Genomic DNA, 14729 nt, shown 5'->3' with positions numbered 1-14729 from the left:
TCGTTATCGTGGACACTCGCCGCGCGGGCGGACCGGTCCTTGTGCAGGTGTCCCGCCCCATGACGGGCCCAGGCGAGACGGTGTGCTGGCGGACATCTCGTCCGCCGGCGGTTCGAGCGGCCCGGGCTCGAGAATGGATCCGATCAATTCCCTGGTGTAGGCATGGGCCGGACGCTCGCACACCTGGTCCGCGTCGCCGCTCTCGACCAGGCAGCCGCGCCTGAGCACCGCGACACGGTCCGACAGGTAGCGCACCACGCCGATGTCGTGCGAGATCAGCAGGTAGGCCACCCGCGTCTCGCGCTGCACCGCTTCCAGCAGGCGCAGTATCTGGGCCTGGGTGATCACGTCCAGCGCGCTGACCGGCTCGTCCAGCACGATCAGCCGGGGCGACGGCGCCAGCGCGCGGGCGATGGCGACACGCTGGCGCTGGCCGCCCGAGAACTGGTGGGGCAGCTTGTCCGCGTCGGCCGGGCGCAGGCCCACCTGTTCCAGCAGCCGGGCGACGCGCCGGCTCCGTGCCGCCGCGTCCATGTCCGGATCGGCGCGCAGGGGCTCGCCGATCTGCTCGCCCACGGGCAAGGTCGGCGTCAGCGAGGCATAGGGGTTCTGCCAGACCATCTGCACGGTGCGGCGATAAGCGGGCAAGTCACGATGACGCAGAGCTCCCACGTCCCATTGCGCGACGCGGATCCGGCCCGCGGCGGGCGGCACGGCGCCCAGCAGGGTCTGGCCGATGCTGCTCTTGCCCGACCCGGATTCGCCCACCAGGCCCAGGGTCTGTCCCGCGTCCAGGCTCAGGTCCACCCCCTCGACGACGCGTACCCGCTCGCGGGGGCCGCCCAGGCGGCGGCGCCCCGGATAGTCGATCGCGAGCCCGCTGATCTCGATCAAGGGCTGGTTCATGCCATGTCTCCAGGAATGCGCACGCACCGTGCCAGGCCATCGCCGCTGGCCAGCAGGGGGACGGGATGCTCGGTGCACGCCGCCACGACGCGCGGACAGCGGGACGCGAAACGACAGCCCGGAAACTCCGCGCCGGGCCGGGGCACGTTCCCCGGCAGGCCCGCCAGCTCGCCCCGTCGTGCGGTGTTGCGCGGCACCGCTTCGAGCAGCGCCCGCGTGTAGGGATGGGCGGGGTGTTGCACGACCTGCCCGACCGGTCCCGTCTCCACGACCTCGCCGCCGTACATCACGACCACCCGGTCCGCGACGTGGCTGACGACGCCCATGCTGTGCGTGATGAGCAGGATGGACAGGCGCCGCTCGCGCCGCAGGCGGGCCAGCAGTTCCAGTACCTGCGCCTGCACGGTGGTGTCGAGCGCGCTGGTCGCCTCGTCGGCCACCAGCAACCGGGGTTCGCGCGACAAGGCCATGGCGATCATGACGCGCTGCGCGATACCGCCGGACAGCTCGTGCGGATACTGGTCCAGGCGTCTGCCGGGTTCGGTCACGCCGACCTCGGCCAACAGCGCGAGGGCGCGTTCGCGCGCCTCGGCGCGCGGCCATCCCTTCAGGCGCACCATGGGCTCGATCAACTGGCTGCCGATGGTGTGCACGGGATTCAGGCAACTGTGCGGGTCCTGGAAGATGACGCCGATCTCGTGCGCGCGCGCCTGCCGCAGTTGCGCCGCTCCCGCTCCCACCATCTGCCTGCCGGCCAGCAGCACGCTGCCACCCGCCACGTGCGCCCCCACCGGCATCAGGCCGAGCAGCGACATGGCCGTCAGGCTCTTGCCCGATCCCGATTCGCCGACGATGGCGACGATCTCGCCCCGCCCCACGCGCAGGTCCACGTCGCGCACGGCCAGCCTCGGCCCGGTGGCCGGATCCGCCACCATCACGCGCAGGCCTTCGACACGCAGCGGAACCTGCCCGGCATCCTGCGCGGGCCGCGCGGGCCGGCCCCTGCCGCGCGCCGACTCCAGCAGGCCGCCGGCCATCGTCCGGGGCCGCAGCCGGTCGCTCACGGCGTCGGCCAGCGCATTGAGCACCAGCGCCACCACGACCAGCGCAACGCCTGGCGGCAGCACCTGCCAGGGCGCGGTCAGCGACGCCGACTGCGCGGCCTGCAGCATGCTGCCCAGGCTGGACTGCGGAGGCTGTACGCTCAACCCCAGGTAGCTGAGCGAAGCCTCGACCAGCAGCGCCACCGGCAGGAAAAGGCCGACCTGGATCACGATGGCCGGATACACGCCCGGCAATACGTGGAACACCAGCAGCCGCAAGCGCGACACGCCGCCCAGGCGGGCCGCCTGCACGTGCGGCGCCCGCCGCAGCATCAGCACCTGTCCCCGCACCAGGCGGATGAAGGCCAGCGACAGCACCAGGCCCAGGGCGACCATGGAGCCGTAGAGCCCCCGGCCCAACACCGCGACCACCGCCAGGATCAGCACGATGGGCGGCAGTGACAGCGCGGCGTTGACCAGCCACATGCAGAACCGGTCGAAGCGTCCGCCGACGAAGCCGATCAGCGTGCCCGCGGGCACGCCCAACGCCGCCCCGCAGCCCACGGCGAGCAGCGCCGCCAGCAGGTCGACGCGCAGGCCGTACAGCAGCCGGCTCAGGACGTCGCGGCCCTGCTCGTCGGTACCCAGCCAGTGCCCGGCCGATGGACCGGCCAGACTGGCCAGCAGGTCCTGCGCGTCCGGGTCGTGCGGCGCCAGCCATGGCCCGATCAGGGCACAGGCGACCAGCACCGCGAACAGCAGCACCGGCCACCGCAGGCCGGACGGCACCAGGCGCCGGCTGGCGGCGTCCAGGCCCAGCCACCTCGGCAGACGCACCATGGCGGCCATCATGCGGCCCGCGTTCTCGGATTGATCCATGTGTAGGCCAGGTCCACGAAAAGATTCACGACGACGACGATCAGCGCGAACGTCATCACGCAGCCGAGCAGGACGGGCGTATCGCCGCGGAAGACCGCGTCCAGCGCCAGGGTCCCCAGGCCGTCGATGGCGAAAACCCGCTCTACCACCACCACGGTGCTGAGCTTGACCACCACCTGGAAGCCGATGATGGTGATCGCCGGCCCCATCGCATTGCGCAGCGCGTGCCGCAGCACGATGTGCATCCGGTCGAAGCCTTGCGCGACGGCGTTGCGGACGTAGTCCTCGCCCAGTTCACCGGCCAGCGCCCCCCGCAGCTGGCGGGCGATGGCCGCGGTGGATGGCAGGCCCAGCGCGATCGACGGCAGCAGGATGGATTGCAGCCAGCCCTGTACCGACACCGACGCCGGCACGTAGCCGGTAGCCGGCAGCCAGCCGAGTTGCAGCGCGAACAGGGTCACCAGCAGAATGCCCAGCCAGAAGCCCGGCACCGCCTGCACCAGCCCGGTGAACACCGCGAGGCAGCGCCGTGTGGCGGGGCGTCTCGCCAGCGCCGACGACACGCCCAGGGCCAGGCCCAGCGCACAGGCGATCGCGATCGCCAACGCCACCATGGACAAGGTGCGGGGCGCACGCACGGCGATCTCTTCCGCCACGGACGTATCCGACACGTAGGAACGTCCCAGATCACCTCGCACGGCGCCGCCCGCCCATTCGACGAACTGCGCCGCCAGCGGGCGGTCCAGCCCCAGCTCGTGCCGGACCTCGCGTACGGCCGACTCGGGGGCGTCCGCCCCCAGCCGGTGCACCTCGGGATGGCGCGGCGACAGCGCGCTCAGGCCGAAGGCCATCAGCGACACGATGACGAGCAGCGCGACCGCTCCCACCGCTTTCTCGATCAATACGGAGATCATCGTTTCTCCTGTTGGTCCGGTACGCGCGCGTCCACGCTCACCACGCCAGTGCCAGGCAGTCGCGGCGCGGATCGGCGGCGCCCAGCAGCCCCTCGGCGCCGGACTGCACCGCGCACAGCGCGCCCACGCCGTAGCTGAAGCGGGGAATGGCCTGCACGCGATGGCCGCGCCGGGACAGCTCCTCCAGCGCGGCGGCTCCCAGCGTTTCCTCGGCCAGCATCGCACCCGGACGGAACACGTGCGGGTGGAAGGAACTGGGAAAGCCCTGGCTCGCCACCCGCGGCGCCTCGATCGCCGATTGCAGGTCCAGCCCGAAATCCAGATGCTGGCAAAGCATCTGCACCATGGCCTGGGTCTGCGCGTCTTCGCCCGGACTGCCGAACGCCATTTCCGCCCTGCCATCGCGCACCAGCATCGCGGGATTGGGAGTCAGGCGCGGACGCTTGCCGGGCGCCATCGCCGACGGATGCGCCGGATCCAGCCACAGCTGGGCGCCGCGATGCGACACCACGATGCCCAGGCCCGGCACCAGCGGCGATCCCATGGCGTGGTCCGAGGGCGTGGCCGAGAACGCGTTGCCCTCGGCGTCCATCGCACAGACGTACGAGGTGTCGGGCGGCGCGACGCCGCCGGCGGGCGCGGGCACGTATCCTTCGCGGCCGGCGCGGCCCTCGTGGCGCCAGGGCGCCCCGGGCGGCGGCAGCCCGGGGTTGGCCCGGTCCAGCCGGATCAGCCGCCGCCGCTCGTCGGCGTAGGCCTTGTCCAGCAGCCCCCGCATGGGCACGTCCACGTGTCGGGGGTCGCCAAGGAAACCTTCGCGATCGGCGGCCGCCAGCTTGATGGCCTCGCAGAACAGGTGATGGAAATCCGCCGAGCCGCCCCCCATCGCCGCCAGGTCGTAGCCTTCCAGGATGTTCAGGGCCAGCCCTATCATCGGCCCCTGGGTCCAGGGTCCGCAGAAATGCACGTCGGCGCCCCGGTAACGGACCGACGGCGCGGTCTCGATGGTCGGCCGCCAGCCCGCCAGGTCCGCGCGCGTCAGGTGCCAGCCCTGCTCGGCGACGAAGGCCGCGATGCGCTCGGCGACCTCGCCCCGGTAGAAGGCGTCGATGGCGGCCTGGATCGCGTCTTCCCGCGATGCTCCGGTGGCCAAGGCGGCACGCTCGGCATCCGCGAGCGTGCCCAGCAGCCGGCCCAGGTCCGGCTGGACCATGCGCTGGCCAACGCGCGGCGGACCGCCCTGCGGCAACCACTGCGCCGCCGACGCCGGCCACCCGCGCAGCCGTTCGGCGAAATGATGGACGAACGAAGCCAGGCCCGGATACACGGCGAAGCCATCCACGCACAACTCCATGGCCGGCTCCAGCACCTCGGCCAGCGTCAGGCGGCCGTGGCGGGCAAGCGCGGTCAGCCACGAGGCCGGAGCGCCCGGCACCACCGAACGCTCCAATCCGATGGGCATGTCGCCGCCGAACCATTGCCTGTAGTCATCCAGCGCGATGTCCGCCGGCCAGGTGCCGACGCCGTCCACGGTTTCCGGCGCGGCCATGCCCGGCCGCATGACCATGATGGGCGCCACGCCGCCGAAATTGCACATGTGCGGTTCCAGCACCGCCAGCGCGATGCCGGCGGCCACGCCCGCGTCGATGGCATTCCCGCCCCGCACGGCGACGCGCTGCCCGGCCAGCGTCGCCAGATCGTGGGTGCTGCTGATGACGCAGCGCAGGCCGCGCACCGCGGGCCGGGTGTGGCGCGCGACGATGGCGGGCGGGCGGCGCTCGTCGGCGCTGGAGATGCGCGGCCTGTCGTCGGGACGGAAAGAGATCGGCATGATGGGCATCCGTCGCGTCAGGCCGCGTCCTCGACCACCGCGATGGCCTCGATCTCTATCATCAGATCGGGGTGCATCATGCCCACCTGCACGGTCGAGCGCGCTGGCGGCGCCTTGCCGAAACGGCGCGCATAGATGTCGTTGACCGTCTGGAAATGGCGCGCGTCGGTGACGAACACCGTGGTCTTGACCACGTCCTCGAAACCCGCGCCGCCGGCGGCCAGGACCTTCTCCAGGTTGTCCAGGGTCTGTTCGGTCTGGCGCGCGATGTCGCCCACGCCCACCAGGTTGCCTTCGGCATCCAGCGGGGCCATGCCGCTGCAGAACACCAGGCGGCCGGCCTTGACGCCGACGGACAGCGCCAGGCCCAGCGTAGGAATGGAATCGATCTTCAGTCTTTCTTTTTGCATGTCGTTGTTCTCTGTATGGATGGCTTGCGCGGATGAAGCGTTCAGGAAACCGCGTCGGACCCGCGCCCGTCCGCCACGATGGTGGTCTCGAGCATGCCGAGTCCGTCTATTTCGGCCCGCACCACGTCGCCGGGCTTGAGCAGCCAGGACGCCGGATCGCGGCTGAAGATGCCCACGCCCGCCGGCGTTCCCGCGGTGATCACGTCGCCCGGCTCGAAGGTGTAGCGGGCCGACCAGTACGACAGGATCCGCGCGCAGCTGAACAGCGCCGCGCGCATCGACTCCCGCTGCCGCAGTTCGCCGTTGACCCACAGGCGCAGTTCGCGGTCGTCGGGATCGCCCAGTTCGTCCAGGGTCACCAGCGCGGGCCCCAGGGGGCAGAAACCGTCGAAGTTCTTGGCCAGGAAAGGATTTCCGCCCGAGCGGAACAGCAAGTCCCTCAGGCTGTAGTCCACGGCGATGGTCAGCCCCGCCACGTGTTCCGCGAAGGCCTCGGGCGCCACATCGGCGCAGCGCCGGCCGATCACGAACGCCAGCTCGACCTCGTAGTCGAGCTGGCTGCCATGCCGGGGCAGCACGATGGAGGCGCCGTGTCCCGCCAGGGCGCTGGCTACCTTGCCGAAGCCCAGCGGCTCGGCGGGCGCCTCGGGTACCGGCTGGCCCGCGGCCCGGGCCTCGGCGATGTGCGAGGCGAAGTTCAACCCCACGCATACGACCTTGCCCGGACGCCGCACCACAGGCAGGAAGCGCACAGCGTTGCGCGGCAGCACGACCTTGCCGTCCAGCAGCGGCTGGCGCGCGGCGGGATCGGCCCAGCACCCGCACGCCCGGTCCAGCGCGGCGCGCGCACCGTCCAGGGCCGGTTGGCCCTGGGCGAGGAAGGCCGCCATGTCGCCCGCCTCGGCGGCAGCATCGCCGCCCTGGTCCCGCGCGGCGCCCGACCAGGCCCGCGTGCGGGCCAGGTCCAGCACCGGCGCGTCGGGTTCGGCGCCCAGCAGCACCCCCAGCCGGGCCGGCCCGTCGGGTGCGAGAAAGCTCACCAGCCGCATCGCGTGGCCTTCACGAAACCAGGCTGGCGGCCACGGACTTCTGCTCCAGCAGCCGCGCGTATTCTTGCGCATCGACCATGCGCTCGCCGGTGCGCGGCTTGACCACCGTATCCGGAGCCAGGTCGCGGAAGGTGCCCGGAGGATCCCCGCCTTCCTGCACGCTCATCGCGGCGTCCAGGTAGAGCTGGCGGATCATCGCGAGCCCGTGGTCGGCCGTGGGCAGCAGATTCTCGTTCTCGTGGTCGATGACGGCGCCTATGCTTTCGACGATGGTCGCGTCCTCGCGCGATGCGCCCGGCGGCACCGTGTGCCCGAGCCTGACGGCGTCCTGCGAAGGCGCCTCGCGGTACTCCTGGTACGGCTCGGCGCGCGTGGCCACCCACGGCAGGTCCCAGCGCTCGTCGTCCGCGCACTCGCGCCAGTCGCCGGCATGGCCCGCGGGTTTGTACATGATGCGGAACATCAGGGTGTGGGTATCGTCCACCGGCACCGCCCAGCGCGCGGTGATGGGCGGATCGTCGCTGCCCGCGGCGCCGGAGATCCAGCGGTCCGTGTTGCCGCTATGGCTGATGGCCGGCAGCAGCAGGTTGTGGACCCGTATGCCGAAGCGGCCGTCCTTGCCCGGCACCGGCCGCGCCGACACATAGGCCACACCCAGATCGTGCTCTTCGAACCAGACCTCGGGCTCTGCGCGCAGGTCCTTGAACGACGGTGCATGGGTGAAGCTCAGATGCAGCGGATCCATCGCGTTCTCGATGGTCGGCATCCAGTTGCATTCGGCATAGCCGGTGACCTTCACGACGCGCTCGCCCGGATCGACCAGGAAGTTGAACGGCGGCAAGGCCGGCGCGGGCCGAGGGCCGAGGTAGGCGAAGACGATGCCGCCCAGTTCCTGGACCGGATAGGCAGGATGCCGCACCGAGTCCTTGAAGGACTTGTCCGGCTCGCCCGGCGTGGCCTTGACCCGGCCTTCGGCATCCATCAGCCAGCCGTGATAGCGGCATCGGATGCCATCGTGCGCGACGTTGCCGAAACAGAGATTGGCGCGGCGGTGCGGACAGCGCGACCCGACCAGTCCCAGGCGGCCCTGCTGGTCGCGATAGAGCACCAGTTCTTCACCCAGCAGCTTGACCAGCGTGGGCTTGTCGTTCAGGTCGGCGGAGATGCCGACCGGCCACCAGTAGCGGCGCAGCAGTTCGCCCATGGGCGTGCCCTTGCCGGTCTGGTTCAGGATCAGGCTTTCCTGCGCGGTGTTGTTGCGGGTGCGGGTGATGCGCGACGTCATGATGCTGAGCTTCCTTGTGTATAGGCGATGAAGCGGTGCGTCGTCCTACTTGACGACGATGTTCCGGGGGTCCGGCAGCCCCGCCGACGCGAAGGTCTGCGGACCCGTATCGATGCCCCGGCGCACGGCGGCGACGATGTCCGCGTGGACGACGGGAAAGACCACGGCCTCGGTGGCGATCATCCGGCCGAACAGCGCGCCGTACAGGCGGCCGGCCTCGGAAGGCGGCTGGCGCGCGGCGTCCTTGGCCAGACTTTCCAGTTCGGCGTACTTCAGGCCGAAGGGGTTGTATCGGCCGCTGGGAGACAGCAGCGAGGCGTAGAGCGTTTCGGGCATCGCCGTCTGGTGGGCAAAGATGCCCAGCGGCGACTGGCGATGCTGGACCGCGGCCTGGAACGATCCCGTGTCGGGCATGGTCTTCAGGTTCACCTTGATGCCGACCTTGGCCAGTTCGCCCGCGACGGCCGCGGCGAAGCGCGCATTGTTGGTCTGCACCACCGCGTCCACCGCGAAGCCGTCCACGCCCGCCTCGCGCAGAAGCTGGCGCGCCTTCGCCGGGTCGTACGAGGGCGTCCGGTCCAGCGCGGGATCATGCCCCGCCGTGCCTTCGGGAAAGAAATTCAGGGCTGCCGTTCCCCGGCCGCCGAAGATGACCTTGAGCACGGCCTGACGATCGATGGCCAGGCTCATGGCCCGCCGGACGCGCACGTCGGCCAGCGGCTTGACCACGCTGCCGCCCGCATCCCAGACGGCCATCAGATAGTGCACCCGGTTCGCCGCCGCGATGCGAAAGCCCAGCTTCTCCAGCGCGGCGGCCTGGTCCTGCGGCACCGCCGCCACGTCGAGCTGGCCGCTGCGCAGCGCATTGACGCGCGCGGCCGACTCGGTCATCTGCTGGATGACCACGGTGTCGACGCGCTGTGCCGCCGGGTTCCAGTAGTCCTTGTTGCGCGCGAATACATATTGCGTCCCATGCACGCTGCGCTGCCCATCCAGCAGCCATCCGCCGGTGCCGACCGGCTGGCGGGCCAGGGCGGTCTCATCCTGGAACGCCTTCGGGCTGACCATCATGCCGGGCATGTTCGCCAGCGATTCGAGCAGCGCGGGGTTGGGTTCGACGAGCTGCAACTCGACCCGGCCCGACCCCGCGACCGTGACGCGTTCGATGTTCCGGTAGACCGCCGCCCACGGACTGCCCTCGATGCGGCGGCCCCGTTCCAGGTTGGCCTTGACCGCCTCCGCGTCGAAGCGCGTGCCGTCCGAGAAGCGCACGCCGTCGCGCAGCGTCAGCGCCAGCTTGCGATTGCCGTCGGAGAACTCCCATGCCGTGGCCAGACAGGGCTCGAAGCGGTCTATGCCCAGGCGCGTGACCAGGGTGTCGTAGACCGGCCGAAGGTAATCGACCGTCTGCGGCGTCGCGCGCACGGGATCGAAGGTGCTCATGCCCACGCCCGAGGCCATGCGGACCTGCGGCGCCGCCAGCAAGGGCCCTCCGGTGGCCCCCTGCGCGACCAGCAGGATGCCGGCCCACAAGGTGGAATGCGCCAGGCGGCGGGCTTGAGAAAAAGCAACCATGGACACTGTCTCCTCGACGGCCGGGTCTTCGCTTCGGCCTTTATTTATTGCAGCAGCAATCTTTGCATTAGTTAATGCTTGCACTTGCAAGCGTTAATTTAAGCAAGCCATCGAGGAATGGCAACAGAATTCACCCGTACCTAGGGATGGTCCTAGGAATCGTTGCAGGAGGAGAAAGGGGAAAACCAGGCGCCGCGCGCTCGCGGCCCGGCTCAGATGAAAGGCGAGGCGCAGCCGTCCATCGGGATGACGGCACCGGTGACGTAGCTGGCGAGATCGGAGGCCAGGAACAGCGCGACGTTGGCGATTTCCTCGGGCTGCGCGAGCCGGCCCATGGGAATGCCCGCAACCTGTTCGGCCAGCACCTCTTCGCGCGGCCGGCCGCTGGACTGCGCCGCCACGGCCAGCCCTTCCTCGACGCGGTTGGTCCGGGTCATGCCGGGATTGATCGCGTTCACGCGCACGCCGCGGCCGGCATAGGCCTGGGCATAGCCCACCGTGGCGAGCATGAGCGCCGCGTTGGCGGCCCCGCCGCCGATGTGGAAGATGCCGGGCGACTTTCCGCCCTGACCGACGATGTTGACGATGCTGCCGCGCCCCCGGCCCGCCATCAGCTTGGCGACGGGATCCTGGATGTGCATGTAGCTGAAGTACTTGGCGTCCATGGTCTGCCGGAACGCCTCGGGCCCCAGTTGCTCGGGCGCGTACCGGCGCGCCGCGCCCGCCGAATTCACCAGCACCGCGATGGGGCCGCACTCGCGCTCGGCCCAGTCCACCGCCGCCTGCGCCGCCGCCGGATCCGACAGGTCGGCGGCCTGGACCCGCATGTCCAGGCCCTCGGCCTGCAAGGTCCGCCGCGCGGCGTCCAGGTTCTCCTGGCTGCGCGACACGCCCGCCACCACCGCCCCCGCCCGCGCGAAGGCGCGCGCGCAGGCCAGGCCTATGCCCTTGCTGGCACCGGTGACCAAGACGACGGAGCCGTCGAACGACAGCGTGGGAGCTTGCTTCATGTCGGGTCCTGTTGCGGGTTCGTGATCGTTGCGGAAAGGGCCATTATCCATCCAAGAGGTCGGGCGCATGGTTTTGCAGGATCCACAGCAAGGCCATCGGCCCCGCGTTGAAACAGGCGTGCAGCGCGATCGAGGCGCCTATGCCGAAGCGCACGCGCATCCAGCCCAGCACGAGGCCGCAAGCCCATTGCGGCAGGACCAGCAGCGGCAGCAGCAGCCAGCCGCTCTCGCCCAGCCGGAAATTGGCCAGGTGCAGGAACGCAAACGCCAGCGTGGCCAGATGAAAGACGAGCGGGAAGGCCCCGACGTAGCGCCGCAGCCATTTCCATGGCCAGCGATGGCCGCGCCACGCCAGCACGGCGGCGATCGCGCCGCAGGCCAGCGCCACGCTCGCGCCCGCAGCCAGGCTGGGCCGCATCAGCATGGCGGAAACCAGCACGGGCAGCAGCCAGAGCGCCGGAGCGGGCCGCCGCAGCCCGTAGCGGAAAACCATTTCCTCGATCACCGGCGCCCAGAGGACGACGTGGAACCACGACAGATGCAGCGCGTCCAGCCTGCGTTCGGCCCCCGAGGCCGTCGCAACCGATGCCGCCAGGGGGCCCAGCACCAGCAGGTTGATGCCCCACAGCACCAGCACCCAGCTCAGCAGGTGCGGTCCGCCCAAGCCGCCCAGCCATTCCTGTGAACCATGGCGCGGCGCGCCGGCCTGGCCGCCGTGCCATCCGCGCGGCATGCGCGGCCCCAGCCGCGGCCGCCTGACGAAGGCCAGGAAATCCGCGAACTCCTGGCGAAAGGCCGGCCTGCCCCGCCCCGGCGCCGCCCCGGCCGCGCAAGGCAGGCGGGCCTCAGGCATTGCCGCTGTGCAACTGCTGTATGGCCTGCTCGAACTCGCCCCGGAGCACGGCGGGAATGATGGCGCGCGACCGGTCCAGGGTCTCGTCTATGCGGGCCTGTTCCTCCTTGCGCGGCGGGTGCAGCACGAAGTCCACCACCTGCTGCGCCAGCCCCAGCGAACGCGGATGCCCGATCCCCAGCCGCAGCCGCCAGAATGCCTGCGACCCCAGCGCCGCCTGGATGTCCTTCAGGCCGTTGTGCCCCGCATGGCTGCCGCCCTGCTTGAGCTTGGCCTGCCCGGGCAGCAGGTCGAGTTCGTCGTGCGCCACCAGGATCTGCTCGGGAGCCAGCTTGTAGAAACGCGCCAGCGCGCCCACCGCCTGACCGGAACGGTTCATGTAGGTCATGGGCTTGACCAGCAGGATGGCCGCCCCTTCGAAACGGGCCTTGGCCACGTGGCCGAAGAAGGGCTTCTCGTTCGTGAACGATACGCGCAAGTCGTCGGCGATCTGGTCCAGCAGCCAGAATCCCGCGTTGTGGCGGGTGCGTTCGTAGTCGGGGCCGGGGTTGCCCAGCCCGGCGATGAGGCGTATGGGTTCGGACATGGAGATGCAAGGCGGGATTCGGGAAGGCCCGATATCTTAGCCTGCAAATGAAAAGTGACTGGCTGATCCCGTGATGCGGATTTGCCCGGCGGATACCGCATGTCGACTTCCAGGCCGCGTACTGCCAGGACGTACGGGTCACATGTCCGAAAATGGCGAGCCACGCCAGCGATCGGAATGTACGATGCCCCCATGCCTGTCATTGACGCCCCCGAAAGCGATGCCTGCTACCTTGCGCTGAAAGCGCGCGACGCGCGCTTTGACGGCTCCTTTTTCGCGGCCGTAACCAGCACGGGGATCTATTGCCGTCCGGTGTGTCGCGTGAAGACACCGCGTCGTGAAAACATCCGCTTCTACCACCATGCGGCGGAGGCCGAGGCGGCGGGTTTCAGGCCCTGTCTGCGCTGCCGCCCCGAACTGGCCCCGCGCGCGGCATCATGGAGCACGGAAGATGCATCGCGTATCCTGGCCTTGCAGGCAGCGCGGCTGATGGACGAACCCGATACCTGGAAACACGCGACCTCCACGGCCTCGGCCGGGGCGCCATCCGTTGGCGGCCTGATGGCCGGAATCGCTCGGAAGCTGGGCGTCAGCGATCGCCATCTGCGCCGCCTTTTCGAGGCCCATTTCGGTGTCTCTCCCCTGCAGTACCAGCAAACGCGGCGGCTGCTGGCAGCCAAGCAATTGATTGCCGATACCCGACTGCCCATGGCCCAGGTAGCGTTGTCCAGCGGGTTTGCCAGCGTACGGCGTTTCAACGACGCCTTCTCGCGTCACTATGGCTTGAACCCCAGCGCCCTGCGGCGCGCCAGGTCCGTGCCGGATGGCCAGGGGATCAGCGTGCGGCTGGGCTGGCGGCCTCCCTATGACGTGGATGCGATGCTGGACTTCTTGCGCTTGCGCGCGATACCCGGCGTGGAACAGGTGGCCGATGGTGAATACACGCGTACGCTGCGCCTCGCGCAGGGCGAGCAGACCCGCGTGGGCTGGCTGCGGGTGCGCTTCGACAAGGATCGCGCCCTGGCCGTCCTGACGGCCAGCGACTCGCTGGCTGCCGCCTTGCCCACGTTGATCAACCGCGTGCGCGCGGCACTCGATCTCGACGCCGACCCCATCGCCATCCATGCCGCCCTGCACACTGCCTTCCCGTCCAGCGACGGCGTGCGCGTACCGGGCACACTGGATGGATTCGAACTGGCCGTGCGCGCCGTGCTGGGCCAGCAGATTACCGTCGCCGCGGCGCGCACGCTGGGCAAACGCCTCGTTGCGGCTTTTGGCGATCCCATCGAAACCCCTATCGCGGGCCTGGACCATCTCTTCCCTACCCCTGGCGCCCTGGCGGCCGCGACAGGTGATGAGCTGGGTCGGCTGGGCATCACGCGCCAACGCCAGGCCGCGCTGCACGCGCTGGCACAAGCCGTGCTGGCCGGCCGCATCGCCTTGCATCCCGGCGTGGACGTCGCGGCGACTTGTGCGGATTTGCGGGCCCTGCCCGGCATCGGCGACTGGACGGCACAGTACATCGCGCTGCGCGCCCTGCGCTGGCCCGATGCCTTTCCCGCCGGCGACGTAGCGCTGCAAAAAGCCCTGGGCGTCGGCAGCGCCCACGCCGCCGCACAAGCCGCCGAAGGATGGCGGCCCTGGCGCGGCTATTCGGTGCTGCGCATCTGGCATGCCATGGAACGCGGCACCTCGACATGAACACATGCACCCTGGACCCGATGTCCACCCAGAGCGATCTGTTCGAACGCAGCGCCCGCTTCTCGATAGATACATCCTTTGGAACGGCCAGGCGTTTCGCTCTCGACGATCATTCCTGGATTGAAATCGTGCCCGGCTGGATGTCGGGGGCATCCCTGCTCTATGAGCAGTTGCGCAACGGCGCTCCCTGGCGCGAGCATGAACGACGCATGTTCAACAAGGTATTCCTTGAGCCGCGCATGACGGCAAGCTACCGACACCTTGCCGATGTGCCGCAGCAGGATCTCCTGCAAGCCGTTCGCGCGCTCTCGAGCCACTACGGCGTGGCTTACGACGGCTTGTGGATGAACCTCTATCGCAACGGGCAGGACAGTACCGGCTGGCACCGCGACCATCGCTCCTGCCGGAAGCTGGAATACATCGTGCCCGTCCTGACACTCGGAACGACCCGGCGCTTCCTGATCAGGCCGAACAAGGGCGGCAGTTCCATGACGTTCAAGCCCTCCTCCGGAGACCTGGTGGTAATGGGAGGACGATCCCAGCAGGACTGGGTGCATTGCGTGCCCAAGGAACCGGACATCGCGGGCGCGCGCATCAGCGTCAATTTCATGAGCTCGGCGCAAGGCGTGCGCGATCGCGCATGACGAATGAAAAAAAGCCCCGACCGTAACCGATCGGGGCTTCTTC

13 protein-coding genes are annotated in these 14729 nt (G+C 69.7%); 2 read left to right on the top strand and 11 right to left on the bottom strand.

Annotation, left to right across the window (positions count from 1 at the left end):
* Window positions 1-3 precede the first annotated feature (3 nt).
* The 11 genes from EV675_RS06830 to pth form a co-directional block, all read right to left on the bottom strand.
* Entirely contained in the window at window positions 4-906 is a 903-nt protein-coding gene (locus EV675_RS06830) for an ABC transporter ATP-binding protein (protein WP_130356562.1), read from the bottom strand.
* On the bottom strand, window positions 903-2828 hold the full coding sequence (locus tag EV675_RS06825; protein ID WP_130356561.1) for a dipeptide/oligopeptide/nickel ABC transporter permease/ATP-binding protein: 1926 nt from the start codon (window positions 2826-2828) through the stop codon (window positions 903-905). The genes EV675_RS06830 and EV675_RS06825 overlap by 4 nt, the downstream gene beginning before the upstream one ends.
* Window positions 2798-3742 (bottom strand): ABC transporter permease, encoded by a 945-nt coding sequence (locus tag EV675_RS06820; protein WP_130356560.1) that lies wholly within the window; start codon window positions 3740-3742, stop codon window positions 2798-2800. Before EV675_RS06820 ends, EV675_RS06825 begins: the two co-directional genes overlap by 31 nt.
* A 37-nt stretch (window positions 3743-3779) precedes the next feature.
* Window positions 3780-5573 (bottom strand): gamma-glutamyltransferase family protein, encoded by a 1794-nt coding sequence (locus EV675_RS06815; RefSeq protein ID WP_165404474.1) that lies wholly within the window; start codon window positions 5571-5573, stop codon window positions 3780-3782.
* 17 nt (window positions 5574-5590) lie between these two features.
* Entirely contained in the window at window positions 5591-5983 is a 393-nt protein-coding gene (locus EV675_RS06810; protein ID WP_130356558.1) for a RidA family protein, read from the bottom strand.
* 41 nt (window positions 5984-6024) lie between these two features.
* Window positions 6025-7023: a fumarylacetoacetate hydrolase family protein gene (locus tag EV675_RS06805; RefSeq protein WP_165404473.1), complete on the bottom strand. Its 999-nt coding sequence runs from the start codon at window positions 7021-7023 to the stop codon at window positions 6025-6027.
* A 19-nt stretch (window positions 7024-7042) separates the two neighbouring features.
* Window positions 7043-8317, bottom strand: a complete 1275-nt coding sequence (locus tag EV675_RS06800; protein WP_130356556.1) for a Rieske 2Fe-2S domain-containing protein — start codon at window positions 8315-8317, stop codon at window positions 7043-7045.
* A 45-nt stretch (window positions 8318-8362) separates the two neighbouring features.
* Window positions 8363-9892 (bottom strand): ABC transporter substrate-binding protein, encoded by a 1530-nt coding sequence (locus EV675_RS06795; RefSeq protein WP_130356555.1) that lies wholly within the window; start codon window positions 9890-9892, stop codon window positions 8363-8365.
* 212 nt (window positions 9893-10104) lie between these two features.
* Window positions 10105-10902 carry an SDR family NAD(P)-dependent oxidoreductase gene (locus tag EV675_RS06790; protein ID WP_130356554.1) on the bottom strand — a complete coding sequence of 266 codons (798 nt, stop codon included), beginning with the start codon at window positions 10900-10902 and terminating at the stop codon, window positions 10105-10107.
* A 43-nt stretch (window positions 10903-10945) separates the two neighbouring features.
* Entirely contained in the window at window positions 10946-11755 is an 810-nt protein-coding gene (locus EV675_RS06785; protein WP_130356553.1) for a CPBP family glutamic-type intramembrane protease, read from the bottom strand.
* The gene (gene pth / locus EV675_RS06780; protein WP_130356552.1) at window positions 11748-12341 is read right to left on the bottom strand and encodes an aminoacyl-tRNA hydrolase; all 594 of its coding nucleotides are present in this window, start codon (window positions 12339-12341) and stop codon (window positions 11748-11750) included. The genes EV675_RS06785 and pth overlap by 8 nt, the downstream gene beginning before the upstream one ends.
* A 192-nt stretch (window positions 12342-12533) precedes the next feature.
* Between pth and EV675_RS06775 the strand changes: the two genes are divergently transcribed.
* Together EV675_RS06775 and EV675_RS06770 are read left to right on the top strand one after the other, a co-directional pair.
* Complete coding sequence (locus tag EV675_RS06775) at window positions 12534-14042, top strand: AlkA N-terminal domain-containing protein (protein WP_130357936.1); 1509 nt, start codon at window positions 12534-12536, stop codon at window positions 14040-14042.
* Window positions 14039-14686, top strand: a complete 648-nt coding sequence (locus EV675_RS06770; protein ID WP_165404472.1) for an alpha-ketoglutarate-dependent dioxygenase AlkB — start codon at window positions 14039-14041, stop codon at window positions 14684-14686. Before EV675_RS06775 ends, EV675_RS06770 begins: the two co-directional genes overlap by 4 nt.
* The last annotated feature ends 43 nt before the right edge of the window (window positions 14687-14729 follow it).

The organism is Pigmentiphaga kullae (assembly GCF_004216695.1).
Classification (GTDB): domain Bacteria; phylum Pseudomonadota; class Gammaproteobacteria; order Burkholderiales; family Burkholderiaceae_B; genus Pigmentiphaga; species Pigmentiphaga kullae.
This window is presented reverse-complemented; position numbering and strand designations above follow the sequence as displayed.

What these genes read in the sequence shown, in the direction of transcription:
- EV675_RS06830 (WP_130356562.1), bottom strand. Translation starts at nt 906, where the DNA reads ATGAACCAGCCCTTGATCGAGATCAGCGGGCTCGCGATCGACTATCCG.
- EV675_RS06825 (WP_130356561.1), bottom strand. Translation starts at nt 2,828, where the DNA reads ATGGATCAATCCGAGAACGCGGGCCGCATGATGGCCGCCATGGTGCGT.
- EV675_RS06820 (WP_130356560.1), bottom strand. Translation starts at nt 3,742, where the DNA reads ATGATCTCCGTATTGATCGAGAAAGCGGTGGGAGCGGTCGCGCTGCTC.
- EV675_RS06815 (WP_165404474.1), bottom strand. Translation starts at nt 5,573, where the DNA reads ATGCCGATCTCTTTCCGTCCCGACGACAGGCCGCGCATCTCCAGCGCC.
- EV675_RS06810 (WP_130356558.1), bottom strand. Translation starts at nt 5,983, where the DNA reads ATGCAAAAAGAAAGACTGAAGATCGATTCCATTCCTACGCTGGGCCTG.
- EV675_RS06800 (WP_130356556.1), bottom strand. Translation starts at nt 8,317, where the DNA reads ATGACGTCGCGCATCACCCGCACCCGCAACAACACCGCGCAGGAAAGC.
- EV675_RS06795 (WP_130356555.1), bottom strand. Translation starts at nt 9,892, where the DNA reads ATGGTTGCTTTTTCTCAAGCCCGCCGCCTGGCGCATTCCACCTTGTGG.
- EV675_RS06790 (WP_130356554.1), bottom strand. Translation starts at nt 10,902, where the DNA reads ATGAAGCAAGCTCCCACGCTGTCGTTCGACGGCTCCGTCGTCTTGGTC.
- EV675_RS06785 (WP_130356553.1), bottom strand. Translation starts at nt 11,755, where the DNA reads ATGCCTGAGGCCCGCCTGCCTTGCGCGGCCGGGGCGGCGCCGGGGCGG.
- pth (WP_130356552.1), bottom strand. Translation starts at nt 12,341, where the DNA reads ATGTCCGAACCCATACGCCTCATCGCCGGGCTGGGCAACCCCGGCCCC.
- EV675_RS06775 (WP_130357936.1), top strand. Translation starts at nt 12,534, where the DNA reads ATGCCTGTCATTGACGCCCCCGAAAGCGATGCCTGCTACCTTGCGCTG.
- EV675_RS06770 (WP_165404472.1), top strand. Translation starts at nt 14,039, where the DNA reads ATGAACACATGCACCCTGGACCCGATGTCCACCCAGAGCGATCTGTTC.